Genomic DNA, 21,643 nt, shown 5'->3' with positions numbered 1-21,643 from the left:
CTCCAATTCTTTCGTTTTGCGGCGCTGCATCAGAAGGTCTGGCCGACGATCATGGCGAGGTGCTCGACGATCGGGCCGACGGCGAGCGCCGGGAAGAAGGTCAGGCCGCCGACGATCAGGATGACGCCGGCGAGCAGGCCGACGAACAGCGTGCTGTCGGTCGGGAAGGTGCCGGCCGAGGCGGGAACGGTCTTCTTGGCGACCAGCGAGCCGGCAATGGCAAGCGCCGGGATGATGACCAGGAAGCGGCCCATCAGCATGGCGAGGCCGATAGTGATGTTGTACCAGGGCGTGTTGCCGGTGAGGCCGCCGAAGGCCGAGCCATTGTTGGCCGCGCCCGAGGTGTAGGCATAGAGGATCTCGGAGAAACCGTGCGGTCCGGGCGTGCCGACCGAGGCGACGGCACTGGGGATCAGCACCGCGATGGCCGTGAAGCCGAGCATGGCGAGCGGCAGGCACAGGATGGCGAGCACGGCCATCTTGACCTCCTTAGCCTCGATCTTCTTGCCGAGATACTCCGGCGTGCGGCCAACCATCAGGCCGGCGACGAAGATGGCGATGATGACGAACATCAGGATGCCGTAGAAGCCTGCGCCGACGCCGCCGACGATGACTTCGCCGAGCTCCATGTTGATGAGCGGGATCAAGCCGCCAAGTGCTGTGAACGAGCCGTGCATGGCGTTGACCGCGCCGCAGGAGGCGGCGGTGGTGACCACGGCAAAGAGCGACGACAGGACGATGCCGAAACGGACTTCCTTGCCTTCCATGTTGCCACCGTCGATACCGAGGGCATGGACGAGCGGGTTGCCGGCAGCCTCGGCCCAATAGGTGACGGCGACGCCGGCGACAAACAGGATGCCCATGGTGGCGAGGATCGCCCAGCCCTGGCGCTGGTTGCCGACCATGCGGCCGAAGACGTTGGTGAGGGCAGCACCCAGCGCGAAGATCGAAACCATCTGGATGAAGTTGGAGATGGCGTCGGGGTTTTCGAACGGATGCGCCGAGTTGGCGTTGAAGAAGCCGCCGCCATTGGTGCCGAGCATCTTGATGGCGAGCTGCGAGGCGACCGGGCCGACGGCGATGGACTGCTGGGCGCCCTCGACCGTGGTGGCCGCGACGTAGGCGCCGATCGTCTGCGGCACGCCGAGCCAGACATAGGCGAGCGTCAACACGATGCAGAGCGGCAGCAGGACGTAGAGCGTGGCGCGGGTCAGATCGACCCAGAAATTGCCGATCGACTTGCCCGAGGCGCGGGCGAAGCCGCGGATCAGCGCCATGCCGATGGCGATGCCGGTGGCCGCCGAGACGAAGTTCTGCACCGTCAGGCCTGCCATCTGCACCAGGTAGGACATGGTGCTTTCGCCGCCATAGTTCTGCCAGTTGGTGTTGGTGACGAAGCTGACGGCGGTGTTGAACGAGAGTTCAGGCGGCACCGCGCCCATGGCCGCCGGGTTGAACGGCAGGTCGCCCTGCACGCGCTGCAACAGGTAGAGCAGCAGGAAGCCGGCAACGTTGAAGGCGAGCATGGCCGCGGCATAGCCGGTCCAGTGCTGGTCCTCGCGCTCGCTGGTGCCGGCGAGGCTGTAGAGCAAGCGCTCGACAGGGCCGAGAATGGGGGAGAGGAAGGTGCGCTCGCCGCTGAAGACGCGGTACATGTAGCCACCGAGCGGCTTCACGAGCAAAATGATGACCCCGCAAAAGACGAGGATCTGTATCCAGCCATTGATTGTCATGACAAATGCTTTCCGAACATGCGCGGGACGGTCTTCAGAACCGTTCAGGGCGAATGAGCGCGTAGGTCAGGTAGGCGAGCAGGAACACGGTCACTGCACCGCCGAGGATGTAATCGAACAACATCGGGCGCTCCTTCAGAGGATGTCGCAGGCTTTGACGTAGGCGAAGCACATGGCGAAGAAGACGGCGCCTATGGCGAGTACGAAGATGTCCATCTCCGGAATCCTTTCCTGAAATCGTCCCGGCAGGCCGGGCGTTGGGTCGATGCACGGCGCGACGACGCCTGCGGTGCGGGCGTCGTCGGCAGAGCTGTCGATGTCAGGGGGAATCTGGGGCAGAACCGCATTAAGGTTCGAGAGAGCGGCGCACTGAAAGAAATAGGAATTTCATAAAGAAAACGGCCCCAAGGCGGATGCCTGGGGCCGTTTTCTGTGGTCACAGCATGTGATTGCCGCATCAGTAGAGCGGCAAGCAATAAGTCAGGCCAGGCCTTCGGCGCGCAGCGCCTTCTGCACCGCTGGGCGGGCGGCCACGGTACCGAGATAGCGCTGGATGTTGGCGAAGGACGACAGGTCGATGCCGACATGCTTGGCCCAACCGAGGATCGTCCAGAGATAGGCGTCGGCGGCAGTGAAGGCATCGCCCATCAGGTAGGAACGGCCATCGAGCTTGGCGTCGACATAAGCGAGGCGCCTGGCGAGAAGCTCGCGGTTGATCTCCTTGGTGGCCTCGGGCGTGTTGGGCTTGAAGAAGGCGCCGAAGACCTTGTGCAACTCGGTGGCGACGAAGGCCAGCCACTGCTGGACACGGTAGCGCGCCATGTCGCCGGCCTTGGGCATCAGGCCGCTCTCGGGCTTCTGGTCGGCAAGGTACTGGACCAGCACCGAGGCCTCGGTCATCAGCTCTCCGTCGCCGAGCACGAGCGCCGGCACATAACCGTTGGGGTTGGTGGCGAGGAAATCCTGCTGGGCTTCGGTGGTCTTGGTCTTGCCGTCGACCTTGACGAGATCAAGGTCGATGCCGACTTCGTTGGCGACGATGTGGGGTGCCAGCGAGCAAGCGCCGGGCATGTAGAAAAGCTTCATTTCGAGAAAACTCCGGATGGGTGGGCCCTCCTGTCGCACGCGCGGGCGAGAGGGCAAAGCACCCAATCGGTGAACACTATGTCTGCCGCTGCAACCTGGTCGCTATCTTGAAATCGCGCGCCGCTACACAGTGATCGTCTTCAGCCTCTCGGCAATGAGTGCGGCCAGCCGCGTTGCGACCTCCTCCTTGGAAAGATCCGGCCATTCGTCGACGCCACCCTTGCTGACGATGCGGACCCGGTTGCGGTCGCCGCCCATGACTCCGCCCTCGTGGCTGACATCGTTGGCGACGATGAAATCCGCACCTTTCTTTGCCAGCTTGGCCTGGGCGTTCTTGAGCACGTCCTGGGTCTCGGCAGCGAAACCGACGACGAGGAATGGTCGCCTGGCGTGATGACCGACGCCGGCGAGGATGTCGGGGTTCTCGACCATCTGCAGCGCGGGCGGTCCCTCGCCCGCCACCTTCTTGATCTTCTCGCCGGCGGCATTGTCGGTGCGCCAGTCGGCAACGGCGGCGACAAAGACCGCGGCATCAGCCGGCAGAAGCTGCTCGACGGCGTCACGCATCTCGCGCGCGCTCTCGACATGCACGGTCTTCACGCCGGCAGGATCGGCAATGGTGACCGGGCCGGAGACGAGGCGGACGTCGGCGCCGAGCCGGGCCAGGGCAGCGGCAAGCGCATGGCCCTGCTTGCCCGACGAGCGGTTGGCGATGTAGCGCACCGGATCGATGGGTTCGTGCGTCGGCCCCGAGGTGACGATAACCTTCTTGCCCGACAGCGGCTTCGGCTTGCTATCGAGCAGCGCTTCGATGGCCGCCACGATCTCCAGCGGCTCGGCCATGCGGCCCTCGCCGGCCTCGTTGCTCTCAGCCATCTCGCCCTTCATCGGGCCGATGAAATGGATACCATCTTTTTCCAGCGTGGCGCGGTTGCGGCGCGTCGCCGGGTTCGACCACATGCGGGGGTTCATGGCCGGCGCCAGCAGCACCTTCTTGTCGGTGGCAAGAAGCACGGCGGAGGCGAGATCGTCGGCATGGCCGTTGGCGAGCTTGGCCATCAGGTCGGCGGTGGCGGGCGCGACCACGATCAGGTCGGCCTCGCGCGACAGCCTGATGTGGCCGACATCCTGCTCGTCCTGGCGGTCGAAGAGATCGGTGAAGACGTGGTCGGCGGTCAGCGCACCCACCGACAGCGGCGTGACGAACTGCTGGGCAGCCGAGGTCATGACCGCCCGCACCGAAGCGCCGCGCTCACGCAGCCGCCGGATCAGGTCGAGCGACTTGTAGGCCGCGATGCCGCCGCCGATGATGAGCAGGATGCGCTTGCCGGAAAGGATCATGCTTGGCCCTCAGGCCGGCTTCAGCGCCGGCACGATGTCGGTATGGATGAAATCGTCGCCCTTGAAAAGCAGTGGGACGTTCCGGGTTTTCGCCAGGGCATAGGCGAAGCAATCGCCGAAGTTGAGATTGGCCGGATGCCCCGAGTCCCGGCCGAAGCGGCGATGCGCATCGACGGCAGCGTCGGCGAGGCCGCGATCGAAGGCGACAACGTCGAACTGCAGCGCTTGGGCAAGCTGTTGCAGGCGATCCAGGCCGTCCGGCCCAAGCCGGTTCGAAACGACAATGCCGGTTTCGGCCCAGGTCGGCGCACACACCAGAACCGGCGAACCATACATGACACGGGCCACGTCCTCGGCCTCAGGCTCGGCCGCAAGAAATGCGAACAATGCCGAGGTGTCGATGACGATCATCGGGAACGTTCGGACTCGTAGAGATAGTCCCAGACCTCGTCCTGCGCCTTCTTGGAATCTATCGGCGCGGCGGGCTTGCGGGACAGGCTCATGATGTCGTCGAAGGAGACCTTGAGCAGGCGGCGATTGCCGTTCCTGACATCGCGGGTGATGACGTCACGCGCCTCCTGCTCCATCGACACGCCGCGGGCGGCGGCGCGCGTGCGCAGCTCCTGCTTCACATCGTCATCGAGGTTGCGGATCACCAGCGTGGCCATGGCACGGCTCCAGTCTCCGCCCAAAGATAGCGACGGCGGCGGCTGCATTCAATGATAGCACTGCTAGCAATGCTATCATTGTCCGATCAGGTGATTTGCCAGGCGAGGAAAACCAGCGTCGCCGCGATGATCCAGAGCGCGATGCGGCCGGAGCGGTTGTAGTGCGCCTCGGCCTTGCCGATGGCCTTGGCAGTCTCGGGATCGAAACGCAGGCCGTTCTCGGCCATGGCGTCGATCTGACGCGACAGGCGTTCGGTGCGGGCGGCGAGATCGGGCGCCTGGCGGACGAGCGACATCAGCGCGCCGAGGCCATCGCGGGCGTCGATGAGCAGGCCCTGCGGGCCGAGGTTGCCGGCGATCCAGTGACCGACCACGGGCTCGGCGGTCTTCCACATGTTGAAGGCGGGATCGAGCGTGCGGGCAACGCCTTCGACTACGACCATGGTCTTCTGCAGCAGCACCAGTTCGGGCCGCGTTTCCATGTCGAACAGTTCGGTGACCTCGAACAGCAGCGTCAAAAGCTTGGCCATCGAGATGGTCTCGGCCGGCTGGCCGTGGATCGGCTCGCCAATGGCGCGGATGGCCTGGGCGAAGGCCGCGACGTTGTGGTGGCGCGGCACGTAGCCGGCTTCGAAATGCACTTCGGCGACACGCATGTAGTTGCGGGTGATGAAGCCGTAGAGGATCTCGGCGAGGAAGCGCTGCTCCTTCTTGCCGAGTCGGCCGGAAATGCCGAGATCGACGGCAACGATGTCACCCTTGGCGTCGACGAACATGTTGCCGGGATGCATGTCGGCATGGAAGAAGCCGTCGCGCAGCGTGTGACGCAGGAACGACTGGACGAGCGTTGCGGAAATCGCCTTGAGGTCGAAGCCGGCGGCGCGGAGCCCCTCGATATCGTTTAGCTTGACCCCGTCGATCCACTCCATGGTGAGCACGTCGCGGCCGGTGCGCTCCCAGTCGACTGCCGGCACGCGGAAGCCAGGATCGTCCTTGGTGTTTTCGCCGAGCTCGGAATAGGCGGCCGCCTCGAGCCGGAAATCCATTTCGATCTTGGTGGTCTGGGCCATCGTCTCGGTGATCTCGACCGGACGCAGACGACGGCTCGAGGGGACGTAGCGTTCCTGCAGCCGGGCGGCGAGGAAATAGCTCTCGAGGTCCTGGAAGAAGCGCTTGCGGACGCCGGGGCGGATGACCTTGACCGCGACCTTGCGCGGGCCGTCCTGCGTCGCCACCTCGGCCGGATGGACCTGGGCGATGGAAGCCGCAGCGACCGGCGCGTCGATGCTGATGTAGAGATCTGAGACCTTGCGGCCGAGCGAGTCTTCGATGGCGGCGACGGCTTCCGACATCGGGAAGGTCGCCATGCTGTCCTGGAGAAGGGCGAGGTCGAGCGCGATGTCGTCGCCGACGACGTCGGGACGGGTCGCCAGGAACTGACCAAGCTTGACATAGGACGGCCCAAGCCGGGCAACGGCATTGGCGAGGCGGTCGCTGCGGACGCGCTTGAGCGCGCGCCGGCGGGTCAGCAGCCTGGCCACGCGCCAGCCGAATTTCGGCAAACCGGTCAGTTGGTCACCCGGCAGAGCCGCGACCACACCCTCGCGCACCAGAACCCAGCCCGCGCGCGCGAGCCGGAAAGACGCCCCGATACTGCTCATCGCGCGGTGTCCGTCAAAGCTTCCAGCCCGAGTGAAGCGCTGCGATGCCGCCGGTATAATTGCGGAAGGTGACGCGATCGAATCCGGCGCGGGAAATCATCGCGGCAAAATTCTGCTGGTTGGGGAACTTACGGATCGATTCGACAAGATAGGCGTAGGGCTCGCCATCGCCGGTAACGGCCTGGCCGATGCGGGGAATGGCGTTGAACGACCAGGCCTCATAGACCTTGTCGAGCAGCGGCATGTCGACCTCGGAAAATTCGAGGACCAGCAGGCGTCCGCCAGGCTTGAGCACGCGCCAGGCTTCCGTCAGAGCGACATCGATGCGCGGCACGTTGCGAATGCCGAAGGCGATCGTATAGGCGTCGAAAGTCTCGTCGGCGAAGGGCAATTCCTCCGCATTGGCCTCAACGAAATCGGTCTTGCCGGCGAGCCCGCGCTTTTCAGCGCGCTCGCGGCCGACACCAAGCATCGAGCCATTGATGTCGAGCACGGTCGCATGCGCGTTGCCATGCGAGGCATCGATGATGCGAAAGGCAACGTCGCCGGTGCCGCCAGCCACGTCGAGCACCTTCCAGCCGGGACGCTTGGGCGGATTGAGCCAGGCGACCATGGCGTCTTTCCACACCCGATGCAGTCCGCCCGACATCAGGTCGTTCATCATGTCGTAGCGGTTGGCGACCTTGTGGAAGACCTCATTGACCAGGCCCTGCTTGTCGCCCGCACCGACATTGCGGAAACCGTAGGAAGTTTCCATGCCGCCGACAGCTGTCGTCCGTTGTTCTGACATTTTGTTGTCCAATCAAATCCGGCGGGACCATAGCCGATCACACCAGCGGGCGCTATTGTTTGAGGCGCGGTTTTAGGCCGCGCCCGCGCCGACAGACAAGGAACAACGAATGCCTTTGAAAGCCGAGCTGCACTGCCACATAGAAGGCGCGGCCGCACCCGAACTCGTCATCCGCCAGGCGCAGAAATACGGCAAGGACGTCTCGCCCTTCATCCAGAACGGCTCCTTCGTCTGGAACGACTTCACCTCCTTTCTCGCGGCTTACGACTTCGCCGCCGACCTTTTCCGTAGCGAAGAGGACTATGCCAGGCTATCGGAACACTACCTGACGAGCCTTGCCCGCGACGGCGCCATCTATTCGGAAGTTTTCACCTCGCCGGACCACGCCATCAAGGCGGGGCTGTCGCCCAAGGCCTATACCGACGCGCTCGGCGAAGGCATGGAACGGGCCAAGGCCAAGACCGGCATCGAAGGCCGCATGATCGTCACCGGCGTGCGCCATGTCGGCGTCGAATCGATCGAGGCGGCCGCGCGCTTCGCGGCCAAGTGCAACCATCCGCTGGTAACCGGCTTCGGTGTTGCCGGCGACGAGCGCATGGGCGACTTCGAGGACTATGTCCGCGCCTTCGAGATCGCCCGCGAGGCCGGCCTCGGCATCACCATCCATGCCGGCGAACTGATGGGCTGGGAGAGCGTGGCCGCAGCCCTCGACCACATCCGCCCGTCGCGCATCGGCCATGGCGTGCGGGCGATCGAGAACCCCGACCTGGTCAAGCGCATTGCCGACGAGGGCGTGGTGCTCGAGATCTGCCCGGGCTCGAACATCGCGCTCAAGGTGTTCGATAGTTTCGGCGAGCATCCGTTCCGCAAGCTGCGAGAAGCCGGCTGCAAGGTGACGCTCAATTCCGACGATCCGCCCTATTTCTGGACCAACCTGAAGCGCGAATACGACCTCGCCGCCGAGCATTTCGGCATGGACGAGAAGGCGCTGATGGCGACGACACGGACGGCGATCGAGGCGGCCTTCGTCGACCGCAAGACAAAATCGGCGCTGCTGGCCCGGCTGGACGGCCATAAACGCTGAATTTCGGCCGACAAAACTGTGGTTCAAGGCTGGTGCGACATTGGTCGGCAGCGCGCCAGCCGATAGAATGGCGTCAATTTTCCGAGTTCCAGGAGCGTACACCCATGACCGTGACCGTCGTCGACCATCCGCTTGTCCAGCACAAGCTGACCATCATGCGCGACAAGGAAACCTCGACGGCCGGCTTCCGCCGCCTGCTGCGCGAGATTTCGCTGCTGCTCGGCTATGAGGTGACGCGCGACCTCGAACTGACCACCAAGATGATCGAAACGCCGATCGAGACGATGGAAGCGCCGACGCTCGAAGGCAAGAAGCTGGTGTTCGCCTCGGTGCTGCGCGCCGGCAACGGCCTGCTCGAAGGCCTGCTCGACCTGGTGCCGGCGGCGCGCGTCGCCCATGTCGGACTCTACCGCGACCACGAGACGCTGGAAGCTGTCGAGTATTTCTTCAAGGCGCCGAGCGATCTCGGCGACCGCCTGGTGATCGTCGTCGACCCGATGCTGGCGACGGCCAATTCGGCGATCGCAGCCATCGACAAGCTGAAGGGCCGCGGCGCCACCAATTTGCGCTTCCTGTGCCTGCTCGCTTCACCCGAGGGCATCGAGCGCTTCACCAAGGCGCATCCCGACGTGCCGGTGTTCACCGCCTCGATCGACCGCGAGCTCAACGACAAGGGCTACATCATCCCCGGCCTCGGCGACGCCGGCGACCGCATGTACGGCACCAAATAGGCGCTTAACCCACGGTTTACCGCCTTTGCCATTGGGGTGGCGCCGTTAAAGGCGCAATCACCATCCACGGCCTAGGGTGACGCCTGAATTCGAGGCGTCACCATGCTGCGTAAGATCATCATATTCGGCCTTTGCGCCAGCGCGTCTGCGTCGTTGCCGTCGCTCTACGAAAAGCACGGCGATACGCTGAAGACGCTGCTGGGGACGAGTGCGGCGGGCAACGTCCCTGCGCCGCAGCCGATAGCCGTCAGCGCGGCGACCGCATCGACGGCGGGCCGGCGCGTCACGATCGACGCCGACATGCGTGGGCATTTCACCGCAAGCTTCAAGCTCAACGGCCGCACTGTGGAGGCCATGGTCGACACAGGTGCGACGCTGGTCGCCATCAACCTTTCGACGGCGCGGCGCGCCGGCGTGAAGGTCGCGGCCGGCGACTTCACCCGGGAAGTGAACACCGCCAACGGCGTTGCCAAGGCGGCAGTAGCGCGCATCGAGCGGCTGCAGATCGGGCGGATCAGCGTCGACGACGTTCCGGTGATCGTGCTCGAGGACAAGGCGCTCGAAGGCACGCTGATCGGCATGAGCTTCCTGTCGCGGCTGAAGAAGTACCAGGTCGAGGACGGCTCCCTGCTGCTGGTGCAGTAGGACGCTAGGCGCCGGACGCCTGGTCCGATGTCCTGAAGTGGCCGGGCGGCTGGCCGATGACACGCTTGAAGGCACGACTGAACGCCGCCTCCGAATCGTAGCCCAGCCGTGAGGCGACGACCGAAATCCTGAGGCGGTCGCGGACCAGCCACTGCCTGGCCTGATGCATCCTGACCTGGGTGACGTAGCGCGCCGGCGTTTCGCCGACGATGGCGGCAAAGCGATCGGCGAAGCCCGAGCGCGAAGCGCCCATGATCCGGGCCAGCGCCTCGACCGTCCAGTTGCGGGTCGGTTCGAGATGGATGGCAGCGAGCACCCTTCCGACCTTGGGGTCCCGGACTGCCGCTATCCAGCCGCTCGAATCGCCACAGCCGCGCTCGACCCACGAGCGGATGATGATAGCGGCGAGCACGTCGGCAAGCCTTGCGACGATACCGGCGGAGCCGACGCGCTCGAGCCGGACCTCACGCGCCATGGCCTCCAGCAGGTCCGTGATGCCGGGATCGTGGGCCACGAGTTCAGTGGTGCGCATGACATCGGGCATCATGCCGAGCAGCGGATGGAGGCCGTCGAGGTTGAAATGCATGCTGCCGCAAAAGAGCAGGGTGCCCGGCATGCAGCCTTGCGTCGACAGGCAAAAGACGTCCTTGCAGACCTCCCGGATCTCGTAGCCGTTGACCGGCGAGGATCTGGCGCCAGGTTCGCTCGCCAGCGCATGGGTGGCGCCCCGCGGCAAAAGCACAGCGTCGCCGCATTTAAGTTCGACCCATTCGCCCGACGGCTGGCGCAGCCAGCAAGCCTTCTGGCCGACGAAATAGAACCGCGCCGTGGCCTGGGCCGGGAATTCGATGTTCCACGGCTCCTTCAGTTCCCAGCGGCCGTACTCGACACCTTCGAGACGAAGGCCGCGCAGGATGTCGGTCAGAGGATCGCCGGAAAGTTTGGACGAATGATCATTCATGCTGGCGTTTCTAGCATGGAAACGCCAAATCGTCAGCCCCATGTTGCACCGCATCACAATCGGAGACCCACCATGAACGATATCGCGGCCGCAACACTGGACGGTATCCCACTCCAGCAATCGAGATCCGCGGAGCGTGCGGAACCCATGTGGGGCGCTGTGGTTTCGCTGTCGCTCGGCGTGTTCGGCCTGGTCACGGCCGAGTTTCTTCCGGCAAGCCTGCTGACGCCGCTGGCCCAGGATCTGGGCATCAGCGAGGGAACAGCGGGGCAAGCGGTGACCGCAACAGCAATCGTCGGCGCCATTGCTGCACCGACCATGGCCATTGCGACAAAACGGATCGACCGGCGGCATGTGATGATCGGCCTGTCGGTGCTGCTGATCGTCTCGAGCCTGCTTGCAGCCACTGCCTGGTCGATGCCGTCGCTGCTGTTCGCCCGCGTGCTGCTCGGGATCGCGCTTGGCGGGTTCTGGTCGATGTCGGCGGCAATTGCGATGCGGCTGGTGCCCAGCGATGTGCTGCCGCGCGCCATGTCGATCATCCTGACCGGCGTGTCGGTCGCGACTGTCTGCGCCGCACCCGTGGGCGCCTATGTCGGCGATGTCTGGGGCTGGCGCAGCGCCTTCGTCATCGCGGCAGGCGTCGGCGTGGTCACGCTGATCGTGCAATTCGCCACGCTGCCGAAGCTGCCGCCCATCGGCATTGCGAGCTTCGGCGCCTTGCTCGACGTGAGCAAAAACCCGATGATCCGGGTAGGCCTGCTCCTGGTTGTCCTGACCGCGTCGGGCCACTTCGCCGGCTTCACCTATTTCCGTGCCTTCCTCGAACAGGTGCCGGCGCTCGGCATCGAGACCATCTCGCTCGTGCTGCTGGCGTTCGGCATCGGCGGCTTCTTCGGCAATCTTGGCGGCGGGTTCCTTGCCGAGCGCAGCCTGAAGTCGGCAGTGACGCTGGCTCCCCTGCTCATCTCGATTGCCGCACTCGCACTCCTGCTCGCGGGCGTGTCGCCGACTATCTCGACCATCGCCATCGCTGCCTGGGGCTTTGCCTTCGGGGCCGTGCCGGTGGGCGTGCAGACGTGGATGGTACGTGCCGCGCCCGACCAGGCTGAAAGCGCCGGCGGCCTGATGGTGGCGACGTTCCAGGTGGCGATCGCGCTGGGCGCTGTCTTCGGCGGCCTGCTCGTGGACAATACCGGCGTCAACAGCGCCTTCATCTACAGCGCCGCAGCCACACTTCTGGCCGCACTGGCCGTCGCCTGCTTCGGCCGCAAGCACGCACGCTGATGATACTGGACGTGCCTTTGGCGCCGCGTGGCCAGACTTAGCTGCGCGGCGCGATGCGCCTGGCGATGACCTTGGCGGCAACGGGCTTTGCCTCGCCAAGAGCGTAGGCGGCGCGCACGGCGGCTGCGGCGGCCTCGGCATCGGAAGCACTGCGGGCATGGACGAGTGCCAGCGGGTCGCCCTTGTTGACCTCCGCACCCACCGGCAGCAGCCGCGTGATGCCGACGGCGTGGTCGACCTTGTCCTGCGGCCGAGTGCGCCCGCCACCGAGCGCTACCACGGCAAGGCCGACGTTACGGGTGGCGATGGCGGCAACGAAGCCGTTGCGCGGGGCCGTCACGGCGAGTTCTACATCTGCCTTAGGCAGGTACTTGGGCGGATTCGCCACGAAATCGGCCGGCCCGCCCAGAATTGAGACCATGCGGCCGAAGATGTCGGCGGCGGTGCCATCGTCGAGCGCAGTGCGCGCCCGCTCCAGGCCCTCGCGCTGCGAACTGGCACGGCCAGCCGACAGCAACATCTCGGCGGCAAGCGCCAGCGTGACCTCTTCGAGGCGCGGATCGCGGAAGCGGCCGGTGAGGAAATCGACCGCGTTCTGGACCTCGACGGCATTGCCGGCGGCGGAGGCCAGCGGCTCGCTCATGCCGGTGATCAGCGCCGTGGTCCTGAGGCCCACACCGTTGGCAACCTCGACGAGGCTGGTGGCGAGTGCCGAGGCGTCGCGCGTCTTTTCCATGAAGGCGCCGTTGCCGATCTTGACGTCGAGCACCAGCGAGCCGAGGCCGGCGGCCAGTTTCTTGGACAGGATAGAGGCAGTGATGAGCGGCACGGATTCGACCGTCGCGGTGACGTCGCGGACGCCGTAGAAACGCTTGTCGGCGGGGGCGAGGTCGGCGGTCTGGCCGATGATGGCGCAGCCGGCCTCGCGCACTGTGCGGCGGAAAAGCGCGAGATCGGGCTGGCTGGCGTAGCCCGGGATCGAATCCATCTTGTCGAGCGTGCCGCCGGTGTGGCCGAGGCCGCGGCCGGAGATCATCGGCACATAGGCGCCACAGGCAGCGACGATGGGGGCGAGCATCAAGGAGACATTGTCGCCTACGCCGCCGGTGGAATGCTTGTCGGTGACGGGACCGGGCAGGTCGGACCAGTCTAGCACATCGCCGGAGTCGCGCATGGCAATGGTCAGCGCCACAGCCTCGTCGCGGCTCATGCCGTTGAAGAAGATCGCCATGCCGAAGGCAGCGATCTGGCCTTCGGAGACGGTGCCCGAGGTGATTCCGGCGACGAAGGCTGCGATCTCGTCGGCGGCCAGTTGCTTGCCGTCGCGCTTGCGGCGGATGATTTCCTGGGGGAGCATCAGAAGGCGCTCGCGGTCGGCAAAGGTTGGCGCTCCATGTTGCCCCCCTCTGGCCTGCCGGCCATCTCCCCCTCAAGGGGGGAGATCAGTCTCGTCAACGCCGCGCCAATTCCTGCAACTTGGGGCGCTTTGGCCGACAAGGAGATTCCATTCTGCCGCTGACGATTGGGCGAGGCGTCTGCTAAGGCCTGATCTCCCCCCTTGAGGGGGAGATGGCCGGCAGGCCAGAGGGGGGCGTGAAGGAACGCAGCGTTCCTCGCCGGCGCCACCCACCGCTCACTCATCAAACGAGCCCTTCTCGAAGGCCTTGCGCAGCACGGTGGCGAGGCGACCGCCGCCGATGGGCGCCATGTCCTTGGTCTCGCGATGTGACAGCTCGGCGCCGGTCATGCCGGCGGCAAGGTTGGTGATGACCGAGCAGGCGACGACACGAAGGCCGAGGAAGCGGGCAATGATCGCTTCGGGCACGGTAGACATGCCAACTGCATTGGCGCCGAACATGCGGGCCATGCGGATCTCGGCCGGGGTCTCGAAAGACGGGCCGGAGAACCACATGTAGACGCCCTTGTGCAGTTCGATCGCGGCGGCATCGGCGGCGGCCTCGAAGGCCTTGCGCAAGCGGCCGTCATAAGCCTCGGTCAGGCCGACGAAGCGGCGGTCGGTGGGCTCGCCGAACAGCGGGTTGGTGCCGGCGAAATTGATGTGGTCCTCGATCAGCATGATCGAACCGGGCAGCATTTCGGGATCGACAGAGCCCGCCGCATTGGTCAGCACCAGCTTGGTGACGCCGATACCGGCGAGAGTCTCGAGCGCCGGACGCATCACCGAGGCGTCACCATGCTCGTAATAATGGGCACGGCCGGCCATCATGACCACAGGCCGGCCACCAAACAGCCCGGCGACCAATTCGCCGGCATGGCCGGTGACGCCGCTCCTGGGGAAACCGGGCAAGGCGGCGTAAGGAATGCGAACGGCGTTTTCGACCTCATCGACGAGACCGCCGAGGCCGGAGCCCAGCACCATGGCGGTTTGAGGCGCGAGACCGTCGAGCTGCTCGACAAGGCGATCGACGGCTTCCTTCATTTGAGCATATCGCCTTCGAAGCCATAAGGCAGCATCTGGCCCATGGTCACGGTTTCGACGATGCCGGCATCGTCGCAGAGATAGAGCTTGGTGTCGGGGCTGGTGAATTCGGCGAGGCGTTGGCGGCAGCCGCCGCACGGGGTGATGCGGGCCATGCGCTCGGCAACGACGGCGATCTCGGTGATCTTGCCGCCGCCGGCCATGATGTAGTGGCCAAGTGCCGTGGTCTCGGCGCACCAGCCCTCGGGATAGGAGGCGACCTCGATATTGGCGCCGGCAAATACTTGGCCGTCTTCGGTGCGCAGTGCCGCGCCAACCGGGAATTTCGAATAGGGCGCGTAGGCCTTGGCCATGGCGGTGCGGGCCGCCTGGAACAGGTCGTGCGACAAGATCAGCGCTCCTTCACATAAGGCACGCCGCCGGCGCGGGGCGGGATGGCCTTGCCGATGAAACCGGCGAGCAGGATGACGGTGAGGATATAGGGCAGCGCCTGCATCAGCTGCACCGGCACCTTGCCGATGACCGGCAGCGGCGAGCCCTGCAGGCGGATCGACAGCGCGTCGAGAAAGCCGAACAGCAGGCAGGCGAACATCGCCGGCACCGGTTTCCACTTGGCGAAGATCAGGGCGGCGAGCGCGATGTAGCCGCGACCGGCGGTCATGTCCTTGACGAAGCCGGCGTTCTGGGCGAGCGCCATGTAGGAACCGGCAAGACCGGTGAGGATGCCGGTGCAGATGACCGCACGATAGCGCAGCCAGGCGACAGAAATGCCCGCCGTGTCGACAGCTGCCGGATTTTCGCCGACGGCGCGCAGGCGCAAGCCGAAGCGCGTGCGGAACAGCACCCACCAGGTGAACGGCACCGCCAGGAAGGCGACGTAGGTCAGCAGCGAATGGCCCGACAGCAGGCCGGAATAGAGCTGGCCGATGATCGGCACATCGCGCAGGGCATCGGCACCCGGCAGGTGGATGGCGCCGAAGCGACCTTCGGGCGGCAGTGAGGGCGTGCGGCCGCCCTGCTGGAACCAGGCCTGTCCGAGGATGATCGTCGAGCCGGCGGCGATGAAATTGATGGCAACGCCCGAGACGATCTGGTTGCCCCGATGGGTGATCGAGGCAAAGCCGTGGATCAGCGCCATGCCGACCGAGACCAGCACGGCGACGAGCAGGCCGATCCATGCCGAGGCAAAGACGGCAGCGGCAGCAGCACCGGCAAAGGCGCCGGCCAGCATCTTGCCCTCGAGGCCGATGTCGAAGACGCCGGCGCGTTCGGAATAGAGGCCGGCCAGGCAGGCGAGCAGCAGCGGCACCGAAACCCGGATCGTCGAGTTCAGGATGTTGATGAGCGTGTCGACGAATTCCATTTCAGGCACGCTCCCCTTGGCCGCGATGCCGACCGATCGCGGACTGAAGCTCGCGAAGATGCCCTGGATCGTCGGGCGGAACATGTTTTCCAGCGCACCGGCAAACAGGATGACCAAGCCCTGGATGATGACGATCATGTCGCGGCTGATGTTCGGCATCTCGAAGGCGAGTTCGGCACCGCCCTGATAGAGCATGCCGAACAGGATCGCCGCCGGCACGATGCCGACCGGATGCGAGCGGCCCATCAGCGCAACCGCGATACCGACGAAACCGGCCCCGCCGGCGAAGTCGAGCGGAACGTTGTGCTGGTCGCCCATGATCGGGTTGAGCGCCATCATGCCGGCCAGGGCGCCGGAGATCAGCATGGTGACGATGATGATGCGGGTTTCCGAAATTCCGGCATAACGCGCGGCTTTCGAGCTGAAGCCGTAAGTACGGATCTCGTAGCCGAGCTTGGTGCGCCAGATCAGCACCCAGACCAGGAAGGCCATGGCCAGCGCCAGCAGGAACGAGATGTTGAGCGGCGCCGACGGCCTGACCTTAAGGCCGAATTCGGCAAGCAGCCAGCCGAGCTTGGGCAGTTGCCCGCCTTCGAGGAATTGGCGTGTCTGCGGCGCCATCGAACCGGCGGGCTTCAACACGTTGACCAGCATGTAGACCATCACGGAGGCGGCGATGAAGTTGAACATGATGGTGGTGATGACGATGTGCGAACCGCGCTTGGCCTGGAGATAGGCCGGGATCAGCGCCCAGAGCGCGCCGAAGAGCGCCGAGGCTATGATTGCCATCGGGAAGACGACCCACCATGGCAGCGTGCTGTCGAAGGCCAGAACAACGATGGCGATGCCTAGGCCGGCGATATAGGCTTGGCCCTCGCCGCCGATATTGAACAGGCCGCAATGGAAGGCGACCGCCACAGCAAGGCCGGTGAAGATGAAGTTGGTGGCGTAGTAGAGCGTGTAGGCAATGCCCTGGCCGCTGCCGAAAGCACCCTCGACGAGGATGACGGCGGCACGCAGCGGGTTTTCGCCGACGAGCAGCACCACAAGGCCGGCCACCGCAAAGGCAACAAGCAGGTTGATGAGGGGGATGAGCCCGTAGTCGGCCCAGGCCGGGAGTTTTGCGTAAGGCGTGCTCATTCGGCGGCTTCCTTGTGCTCGACGCCGGCCATCAGCAGACCAAGCTCGCCTTCGCTGGTTTCAGGTCCGCGCTCGCCGACGACGCGGCCGGCAAACATCACCAGGATGCGATCGGACAGCGAGCGGATCTCGTCGAGTTCGACGGAGATCAACAGCACCGCCTTGCCCTGGTCGCGCATGGCGATCAGCCGCTTGTGGATGAATTCGATGGCGCCGACATCGACGCCGCGGGTTGGCTGGCCGACGATCAGGACACCGGGGTCCTGCTCGATCTCGCGGGCGAGCACGATCTTCTGCTGGTTGCCGCCGGAGAAATTGGCGGTCTTGAGCCGGGGATTGGCCGGGCGGATGTCGTATTTCTCGATCTTGTCCTGCGCGTCCTTCTGGATCGCCTCGAGATTAAGGAACGGGCCCTTCAGATATTGCGGCTTGTCGTGATAGCCGAGGATCGAGTTCTCGCTTTCGTCGAAGGCGAGCACCAGGCCGACGTGATGCCGGTCCTCCGGCACATGGGCGAGGCCACGGTCGCGCAGTTCGCCCGGGTCTGCCTGGCCGGTCAGGTCGATCGGCGTGCCATCGAGCATGACCGTACCGGACACCGCCTTGCGGATGCCGGAGACGGCTTCCATCAATTCGGACTGGCCGTTGCCGGCAACGCCGGCAATGCCGACGATCTCGCCGGCGCGAATGTCGAAGGAGACGTCGTCGACCATGGTGACGCCGCGCGAGTCCTTGACCGTCAGGTTCTTGACCGCAAGCTTGACCGCGCCGGGCTTTGCCTCGCCCTTTTCGACGCGCAGCAGGACGCGGCGGCCGACCATCAGCTCGGCCAGCTCCTCGACCGTGGTCTCGCTGGTCTTGCGGGTCGCTACCATCGTGCCCTGGCGCATGACCGAGACATTGTCGGTGATGGCCATGATCTCGCGCAGCTTGTGCGTGATCAGCACCACCGTCTTGCCCTGCTCCTTGAGCTGCTCGAGGATGCGGAACAGGTGGTCGGCCTCGGCCGGGGTCAGCACGCCCGTCGGCTCGTCGAGGATCAGTATCTCGGCGCCGCGATAAAGCGCCTTGAGGATTTCGACGCGTTGCTGGAGCCCGACCGGCAGTTCTTCGATGAGCGCGTCGGGATCGACCTCGAGGCCGTATTCCTTCTCCAGGCGGCGCAGTTCCGAGCGCGCCTTGGCGATCGACTTCGTCAGCAGGGCCTCGCCCTCGGCGCCAAGGATGACGTTCTCCAGCACCGAGAAGTTCTCGACCAGCATGAAGTGCTGGTGGACCATGCCGATGCCGGCGGCGATGGCGTCGTTCGGTGTCTTGATCGCCGTCGGCTTGCCATTGACGCGGATTTCGCCGCTGTCGGCCTGGTAGAAACCGTACAGGATCGACATCAGCGTCGACTTGCCGGCGCCGTTCTCGCCGATGATGCCGTGGATGGTGCCGCGCGGAATTTCGAGCGCGATGTCGCGGTTGGCGCGCACGGCGCCGAAACTCTTGTTGATGCCGATCAGCTCGATCGCATTTTCAGCCATTCGACCGTCCCACCTCAGGTTCTTATGTTCTTGTTATGGCTTGTCCGAAGAGCTAGCACGGTCGCCCTGCCCTGCCAATCGGCTCGGCTCCCGTACTCGACAAACCGGGCGCGGATGCCCACTTTCGACTGGTCCGACCATTGCGGACCAAGGAGCATTGACCATGACCACGCCACAGGATCGGCTGACGACGCTGGAAATCCGCAATGCCGAACAGGAGCACGTGATCGAGGAGCTTTCGGGCCAGGTCGCGGCGCAGTGGAAGGTGATCGACCGCCTGCAGAAGAAGCTCGACGCGCTGGCCGACCGCTTCCTCGTCCTCGAGGAGCAGACCCTGCCCGACACGCCGGTGACGAAACCTCCGCACTGGTAGAACCGCACGCTGCCAAGGCTTTCAGGTCAGGCCGGCCGCATCAGACGGTTGCCACAGCTCGATCGGGTTGCCCTCGGGATCGTGGATGCGGCAGAAGCGCCCGACCTCGGAATCCCATTCGGCGCACGTCTCGACTGCTATTCCCGCCGCCGTGAGGTCGGCCATCATGCCATCGAGATCGTCGACGCGCAGGTTGATCAGCCATTGCTGTTCGGCGCGCCCGAAATAGTCGGTGTCGTGGCTGAAGGGTGCAAACACGGTCGGACCCGCCTGCTGCTTCCAGACTTCCTTGGCGATGTCGAGGATGCCGAGATGCTTCTCGTACCAGGCAGCGAGCGACTGGGGCTCTCTGGCGCGAAAGAAGAAACCGCCTATGCCGGTGACCTTGGCCATCACATCCTCCCGCCGGTGGCGAGCTCCGTGAAATTCTCCTGCCTGAACGAAACGAACCACCAGGCACAGGCCCGGTGGTTCGCATTTCCGATCTTCAGCCGATCAATAGGGGCACTTGTCGTCCGAGGTGTAGTCGTGGACCTGGACGGTGCCGGCGATGATGTCGGCCTTGGCCTTTTCGACCGCAGCCTTCATCTCGTCAGTGACCAGCGCCTTGTTGTTGTCGTCCATGGCGTAGTCGACGCCGCCTTCCTTGAGGCCGAGGTTGTTGATGCCACCCTCGAACTTGTCGTTCTTGGCATCCATGAAGGCGTTGTAGACGGCAACGTCGACGCGCTTGAGCATCGAGGTCAGCACCTTGCCGGGCTGCAGGCCGTTCTGGTTGGAATCGACGCCGATGCCGAGCTTGCCGGCGTCTGCCGCAGCCTGGAGCACGCCGACGCCAGTGCCGCCGGCAGCGGCGTAAACCACGTCGGCGCCCTGCGAGATCTGCGTCTTGGTGATTTCACCGCCCTTGGTCGGGTCGTTCCATGCAGCCGGCGTGTCGCCGGTCATGTTCTGGATGACTTCGGTGGCACCGGCAGCCTTGGCGCCGCCAACGTAACCGCAGCCGAACTTGCGGATCAGCGGAACGTCCATGCCGCCGACGAAGCCGACCTTCTTGGAGGTCGAGGCGAGCGCCGCCATCACGCCGACGAGGTAGGAACCTTCATGTTCCTTGAAGACGATCGACTTCACGTTGGGCTTTTCGACGACCATGTCGATGATGGCGAACTTGAGGTCCGGATAGTCGGTCGCCACCTTGTCGAGCGCCTCGGACCAGGCGAAGCCAGCCATGACGATCGGATTGCGGCCGTCCTCGGCAAAGCGGCGCAACGCCTGGTCGCGCTGCGAGGCATTGGAGACTTCGAACTCGACATAGGAGATGCCGGTCTCGGCCTTGAACTTTTCCGCGCCGTTGAAGGACGCTTCGTTGAACGACTTGTCGAACTTGCCGCCGAGATCGTAGAGCAGTGCCGGCTGGACATCAGCGGCAAACGCCGGAAGACACATGGCGGTAGCCGCCAGAAGGCCGAGAACGATACGTTTCATGTGATCCACACCCTGTCGGTTGTCTTTTTGCGATCGCCGCACGCACCGTTCCTCCGGTTGCCGCACAGCACATGGCGAGGGCCCTATCCCCCCACGCATAGCCATTTCTTGCACGGGCCAAGACAAAATTCACGCGGAATCTTGACCTTTTGGAAAAATGCACAGGCGTCGCAAATGGTGTGTGAAACGAATGCCTAAATGGCGGCCCGCTGAGGGATCGCGCAAGCAACGCCGGTGCCCTTCAGGCCGCAATAGCCATAGGGATTCTTGGCCAGATACTGCTGGTGATCCTCTTCGGCGAAATAGAACTCCGGCGCGGCTGCGATCTCGGTGGTGATCTTGTCGCGCCCCGCCCCCTTGAGCGCCGCCTGATAGGCATCGCGCGAGGCGATCGCCTCCGCCTGCTGGGCGTCGGAGAAGGTGTAGATCGCCGAGCGGTAGGTGGTACCGACATCGTTGCCCTGGCGCATGCCTTGCGTCGGGTCGTGGCTCTCCCAGAAGATCTTCAGCAGATCGGCGTAGGCGACCTCCTTGGGGTCGAAGACGACAAGCACGACCTCGGCATGGCCGGTGAGGCCGGTGCAGGTCTCCTGGTAGGTCGGATTGGGGGTGAGCCCGCCGGCATAGCCGACAGCCGTCACCCAGACGCCTGGCGTCTGCCAGAACAGCCGCTCGGCGCCCCAGAAGCAGCCGAGGCCGAACAGCGCCTGCTCGAGCCCCTCGGGGTAAGGCCCCTTGAGCGGGCGCTTGGAGACATGATGCTTGTTGGCGGTCGGAAGCGGTCGCTCGCGGCCGGGCAGTGCCTCGCCGGGCACCGGCAGCTTGAGCTTCTTGTTCAGCATGTCGCTCAGGAAAAACATCGGGAGTCTGCCTTTCTCATAGAGCCGAAACCCTGTCGCGCCGCGGCAGCGGCCGGCGGTCAGACCTCGGCAGTGAAGCGGCCCGGGCGCCGCCTGTGGCCTATCGCGTAGAGCAGGAAAGCCAGGACGGCGAAGACCGCGAAGCCGGGAAGATTGAGCACCGGCACGATGGCCGCATCCCACAATGCGGGGCTCGTCTTTTCGCGGACGAAAGCCTCGGTCGCGGCAAGCGTGCTCGGCGAGGCCGTCTGCCAGCTGGTGTCGAGCGGGGTCATCACCAGCCGCGACACGGCCACCGTGCGGGTGGCGTCGAGCACTGCCATGATGACGGCCACCGAAAGCGCGATCGCTGCGGCAAGTCGGAACACGAAGCGGATCATGCGAGGCCCTAGGATACCGGTTTCGACAGCAGAAATAGGGTGTGCGGCGCCCGGGCGCAATCACGGACACGCCGAATTGACAGGCA

General features: G+C 64.8%; 23 protein-coding genes and 1 pseudogene. 5 read left to right on the top strand and 19 right to left on the bottom strand.

Annotated elements, in window-relative coordinates:
• Nucleotides 1–29: 29 nt before the first annotated feature.
• From kdpA to ubiE, 8 genes are all read right to left on the bottom strand, one after another.
• The gene (gene kdpA, locus WHT83_RS07440) at nucleotides 30–1,733 is read right to left on the bottom strand and encodes a potassium-transporting ATPase subunit KdpA (RefSeq protein WP_406873427.1); all 1,704 of its coding nucleotides are present in this window, start codon (nucleotides 1,731–1,733) and stop codon (nucleotides 30–32) included.
• 34 nt (nucleotides 1,734–1,767) lie between these two features.
• Nucleotides 1,768–1,857, bottom strand: coding sequence for a K(+)-transporting ATPase subunit F (locus tag WHT83_RS07435; protein WP_040456474.1), 90 nt, complete (start codon nucleotides 1,855–1,857; stop codon nucleotides 1,768–1,770).
• 356 nt (nucleotides 1,858–2,213) lie between these two features.
• A complete protein-coding gene (gene gstA, locus WHT83_RS07430) occupies nucleotides 2,214–2,819 on the bottom strand; it encodes a glutathione transferase GstA (protein WP_406873426.1) in 606 nt (201 codons plus the stop codon).
• Between the two features lie 123 nt (nucleotides 2,820–2,942).
• Complete coding sequence (gene coaBC / locus WHT83_RS07425; protein ID WP_108605485.1) at nucleotides 2,943–4,160, bottom strand: bifunctional phosphopantothenoylcysteine decarboxylase/phosphopantothenate--cysteine ligase CoaBC; 1,218 nt, start codon at nucleotides 4,158–4,160, stop codon at nucleotides 2,943–2,945.
• A gap of 9 nt (nucleotides 4,161–4,169) precedes the next feature.
• The gene (locus tag WHT83_RS07420) at nucleotides 4,170–4,571 is read right to left on the bottom strand and encodes a type II toxin-antitoxin system VapC family toxin (protein WP_406873425.1); all 402 of its coding nucleotides are present in this window, start codon (nucleotides 4,569–4,571) and stop codon (nucleotides 4,170–4,172) included.
• Nucleotides 4,568–4,828 carry a FitA-like ribbon-helix-helix domain-containing protein gene (locus WHT83_RS07415; RefSeq protein ID WP_406873424.1) on the bottom strand — a complete coding sequence of 87 codons (261 nt, stop codon included), beginning with the start codon at nucleotides 4,826–4,828 and terminating at the stop codon, nucleotides 4,568–4,570. The genes WHT83_RS07420 and WHT83_RS07415 overlap by 4 nt, the downstream gene beginning before the upstream one ends.
• An 86-nt stretch (nucleotides 4,829–4,914) precedes the next feature.
• Nucleotides 4,915–6,489 (bottom strand): 2-polyprenylphenol 6-hydroxylase, encoded by a 1,575-nt coding sequence (ubiB, locus tag WHT83_RS07410; protein ID WP_406873423.1) that lies wholly within the window; start codon nucleotides 6,487–6,489, stop codon nucleotides 4,915–4,917.
• Between the two features lie 13 nt (nucleotides 6,490–6,502).
• Nucleotides 6,503–7,279, bottom strand: a complete 777-nt coding sequence (ubiE, locus tag WHT83_RS07405; protein ID WP_108609549.1) for a bifunctional demethylmenaquinone methyltransferase/2-methoxy-6-polyprenyl-1,4-benzoquinol methylase UbiE — start codon at nucleotides 7,277–7,279, stop codon at nucleotides 6,503–6,505.
• A 109-nt stretch (nucleotides 7,280–7,388) separates the two neighbouring features.
• Between ubiE and WHT83_RS07400 the strand changes: the two genes are divergently transcribed.
• The 3 genes from WHT83_RS07400 to WHT83_RS07390 all read left to right on the top strand — a co-directional run bounded on the left by WHT83_RS07400 (nucleotide 7,389) and on the right by WHT83_RS07390 (nucleotide 9,739).
• Nucleotides 7,389–8,363: an adenosine deaminase gene (locus WHT83_RS07400; protein ID WP_406873422.1), complete on the top strand. Its 975-nt coding sequence runs from the start codon at nucleotides 7,389–7,391 to the stop codon at nucleotides 8,361–8,363.
• Between the two features lie 104 nt (nucleotides 8,364–8,467).
• Nucleotides 8,468–9,094, top strand: coding sequence for a uracil phosphoribosyltransferase (gene upp, locus WHT83_RS07395; RefSeq protein ID WP_055981536.1), 627 nt, complete (start codon nucleotides 8,468–8,470; stop codon nucleotides 9,092–9,094).
• A 102-nt stretch (nucleotides 9,095–9,196) separates the two neighbouring features.
• Nucleotides 9,197–9,739 (top strand): TIGR02281 family clan AA aspartic protease, encoded by a 543-nt coding sequence (locus WHT83_RS07390; RefSeq protein WP_406873421.1) that lies wholly within the window; start codon nucleotides 9,197–9,199, stop codon nucleotides 9,737–9,739.
• A gap of 4 nt (nucleotides 9,740–9,743) precedes the next feature.
• Here WHT83_RS07390 and WHT83_RS07385 read toward each other — a convergent pair whose 3' ends face one another.
• Nucleotides 9,744–10,700: an AraC family transcriptional regulator gene (locus WHT83_RS07385; protein WP_406873420.1), complete on the bottom strand. Its 957-nt coding sequence runs from the start codon at nucleotides 10,698–10,700 to the stop codon at nucleotides 9,744–9,746.
• 72 nt (nucleotides 10,701–10,772) lie between these two features.
• Here WHT83_RS07385 and WHT83_RS07380 point away from each other — a divergent pair, with 72 nt between their 5' ends.
• Nucleotides 10,773–11,987 carry an MFS transporter gene (locus WHT83_RS07380; protein WP_406873419.1) on the top strand — a complete coding sequence of 405 codons (1,215 nt, stop codon included), beginning with the start codon at nucleotides 10,773–10,775 and terminating at the stop codon, nucleotides 11,985–11,987.
• A gap of 37 nt (nucleotides 11,988–12,024) precedes the next feature.
• Here WHT83_RS07380 and deoA read toward each other — a convergent pair whose 3' ends face one another.
• From deoA to WHT83_RS07350, 6 genes and pseudogenes are all read right to left on the bottom strand, one after another.
• A complete protein-coding gene (gene deoA / locus WHT83_RS07375) occupies nucleotides 12,025–13,344 on the bottom strand; it encodes a thymidine phosphorylase (RefSeq protein ID WP_406873418.1) in 1,320 nt (439 codons plus the stop codon).
• Nucleotides 13,345–13,620: 276 nt separating this feature from the next.
• The gene (locus WHT83_RS07370; protein WP_406873417.1) at nucleotides 13,621–14,427 is read right to left on the bottom strand and encodes a purine-nucleoside phosphorylase; all 807 of its coding nucleotides are present in this window, start codon (nucleotides 14,425–14,427) and stop codon (nucleotides 13,621–13,623) included.
• Complete coding sequence (cdd, locus tag WHT83_RS07365) at nucleotides 14,424–14,816, bottom strand: cytidine deaminase (RefSeq protein WP_406873416.1); 393 nt, start codon at nucleotides 14,814–14,816, stop codon at nucleotides 14,424–14,426. Before cdd ends, WHT83_RS07370 begins: the two co-directional genes overlap by 4 nt.
• Nucleotides 14,817–14,818: 2 nt before the next feature.
• On the bottom strand, nucleotides 14,819–15,790 hold the full coding sequence (locus tag WHT83_RS07360; RefSeq protein ID WP_108605498.1) for an ABC transporter permease: 972 nt from the start codon (nucleotides 15,788–15,790) through the stop codon (nucleotides 14,819–14,821).
• An 18-nt stretch (nucleotides 15,791–15,808) separates the two neighbouring features.
• Nucleotides 15,809–16,930 (bottom strand): annotated as a pseudogene (locus WHT83_RS07355) (ABC transporter permease); the annotation flags it as partial.
• On the bottom strand, nucleotides 16,927–18,459 hold the full coding sequence (locus WHT83_RS07350; RefSeq protein WP_183262938.1) for an ABC transporter ATP-binding protein: 1,533 nt from the start codon (nucleotides 18,457–18,459) through the stop codon (nucleotides 16,927–16,929). The gene WHT83_RS07350 and the pseudogene WHT83_RS07355, both read right to left, overlap by 4 nt.
• A gap of 163 nt (nucleotides 18,460–18,622) precedes the next feature.
• On the opposite strand from WHT83_RS07350, the gene WHT83_RS07345 reads away from it, so the two are divergent.
• Nucleotides 18,623–18,832: a SlyX family protein gene (locus tag WHT83_RS07345; protein WP_406873415.1), complete on the top strand. Its 210-nt coding sequence runs from the start codon at nucleotides 18,623–18,625 to the stop codon at nucleotides 18,830–18,832.
• A 21-nt stretch (nucleotides 18,833–18,853) separates the two neighbouring features.
• Here the strand turns inward: WHT83_RS07345 and WHT83_RS07340 are convergent, their stop codons facing one another.
• The 4 genes from WHT83_RS07340 to WHT83_RS07325 form a co-directional block, all read right to left on the bottom strand.
• A complete protein-coding gene (locus WHT83_RS07340) occupies nucleotides 18,854–19,225 on the bottom strand; it encodes a VOC family protein (protein WP_406873414.1) in 372 nt (123 codons plus the stop codon).
• Between the two features lie 102 nt (nucleotides 19,226–19,327).
• Nucleotides 19,328–20,317 (bottom strand): BMP family protein, encoded by a 990-nt coding sequence (locus WHT83_RS07335; protein WP_406873413.1) that lies wholly within the window; start codon nucleotides 20,315–20,317, stop codon nucleotides 19,328–19,330.
• Nucleotides 20,318–20,511: 194 nt separating this feature from the next.
• Complete coding sequence (msrA, locus tag WHT83_RS07330) at nucleotides 20,512–21,177, bottom strand: peptide-methionine (S)-S-oxide reductase MsrA (RefSeq protein WP_406873412.1); 666 nt, start codon at nucleotides 21,175–21,177, stop codon at nucleotides 20,512–20,514.
• A 59-nt stretch (nucleotides 21,178–21,236) separates the two neighbouring features.
• The gene (locus tag WHT83_RS07325; protein WP_406873411.1) at nucleotides 21,237–21,557 is read right to left on the bottom strand and encodes a hypothetical protein; all 321 of its coding nucleotides are present in this window, start codon (nucleotides 21,555–21,557) and stop codon (nucleotides 21,237–21,239) included.
• Nucleotides 21,558–21,643: the final 86 nt, after the last annotated feature.

This window comes from Aminobacter sp. P9b (genome assembly GCF_045345995.1).
Taxonomy (GTDB): Bacteria; Pseudomonadota; Alphaproteobacteria; order Rhizobiales; family Rhizobiaceae; genus Aminobacter; species Aminobacter niigataensis.
This window is presented reverse-complemented; position numbering and strand designations above follow the sequence as displayed.

Coding starts and splice junctions, on each gene's coding strand:
- kdpA (WP_406873427.1), bottom strand. CDS start 1,733: ATGACAATCAATGGCTGGATACAGATCCTCGTCTTTTGCGGGGTCATC.
- WHT83_RS07435 (WP_040456474.1), bottom strand. CDS start 1,857: ATGTTGTTCGATTACATCCTCGGCGGTGCAGTGACCGTGTTCCTGCTC.
- gstA (WP_406873426.1), bottom strand. CDS start 2,819: ATGAAGCTTTTCTACATGCCCGGCGCTTGCTCGCTGGCACCCCACATC.
- coaBC (WP_108605485.1), bottom strand. CDS start 4,160: ATGATCCTTTCCGGCAAGCGCATCCTGCTCATCATCGGCGGCGGCATC.
- WHT83_RS07420 (WP_406873425.1), bottom strand. CDS start 4,571: ATGATCGTCATCGACACCTCGGCATTGTTCGCATTTCTTGCGGCCGAG.
- WHT83_RS07415 (WP_406873424.1), bottom strand. CDS start 4,828: ATGGCCACGCTGGTGATCCGCAACCTCGATGACGATGTGAAGCAGGAG.
- ubiB (WP_406873423.1), bottom strand. CDS start 6,489: ATGAGCAGTATCGGGGCGTCTTTCCGGCTCGCGCGCGCGGGCTGGGTT.
- ubiE (WP_108609549.1), bottom strand. CDS start 7,279: ATGTCAGAACAACGGACGACAGCTGTCGGCGGCATGGAAACTTCCTAC.
- WHT83_RS07400 (WP_406873422.1), top strand. CDS start 7,389: ATGCCTTTGAAAGCCGAGCTGCACTGCCACATAGAAGGCGCGGCCGCA.
- upp (WP_055981536.1), top strand. CDS start 8,468: ATGACCGTGACCGTCGTCGACCATCCGCTTGTCCAGCACAAGCTGACC.
- WHT83_RS07390 (WP_406873421.1), top strand. CDS start 9,197: ATGCTGCGTAAGATCATCATATTCGGCCTTTGCGCCAGCGCGTCTGCG.
- WHT83_RS07385 (WP_406873420.1), bottom strand. CDS start 10,700: ATGAATGATCATTCGTCCAAACTTTCCGGCGATCCTCTGACCGACATC.
- WHT83_RS07380 (WP_406873419.1), top strand. CDS start 10,773: ATGAACGATATCGCGGCCGCAACACTGGACGGTATCCCACTCCAGCAA.
- deoA (WP_406873418.1), bottom strand. CDS start 13,344: ATGCTCCCCCAGGAAATCATCCGCCGCAAGCGCGACGGCAAGCAACTG.
- WHT83_RS07370 (WP_406873417.1), bottom strand. CDS start 14,427: ATGAAGGAAGCCGTCGATCGCCTTGTCGAGCAGCTCGACGGTCTCGCG.
- WHT83_RS07360 (WP_108605498.1), bottom strand. CDS start 15,790: ATGGAATTCGTCGACACGCTCATCAACATCCTGAACTCGACGATCCGG.
- WHT83_RS07350 (WP_183262938.1), bottom strand. CDS start 18,459: ATGGCTGAAAATGCGATCGAGCTGATCGGCATCAACAAGAGTTTCGGC.
- WHT83_RS07345 (WP_406873415.1), top strand. CDS start 18,623: ATGACCACGCCACAGGATCGGCTGACGACGCTGGAAATCCGCAATGCC.
- WHT83_RS07340 (WP_406873414.1), bottom strand. CDS start 19,225: ATGGCCAAGGTCACCGGCATAGGCGGTTTCTTCTTTCGCGCCAGAGAG.
- WHT83_RS07335 (WP_406873413.1), bottom strand. CDS start 20,317: ATGAAACGTATCGTTCTCGGCCTTCTGGCGGCTACCGCCATGTGTCTT.
- msrA (WP_406873412.1), bottom strand. CDS start 21,177: ATGTTTTTCCTGAGCGACATGCTGAACAAGAAGCTCAAGCTGCCGGTG.
- WHT83_RS07325 (WP_406873411.1), bottom strand. CDS start 21,557: ATGATCCGCTTCGTGTTCCGACTTGCCGCAGCGATCGCGCTTTCGGTG.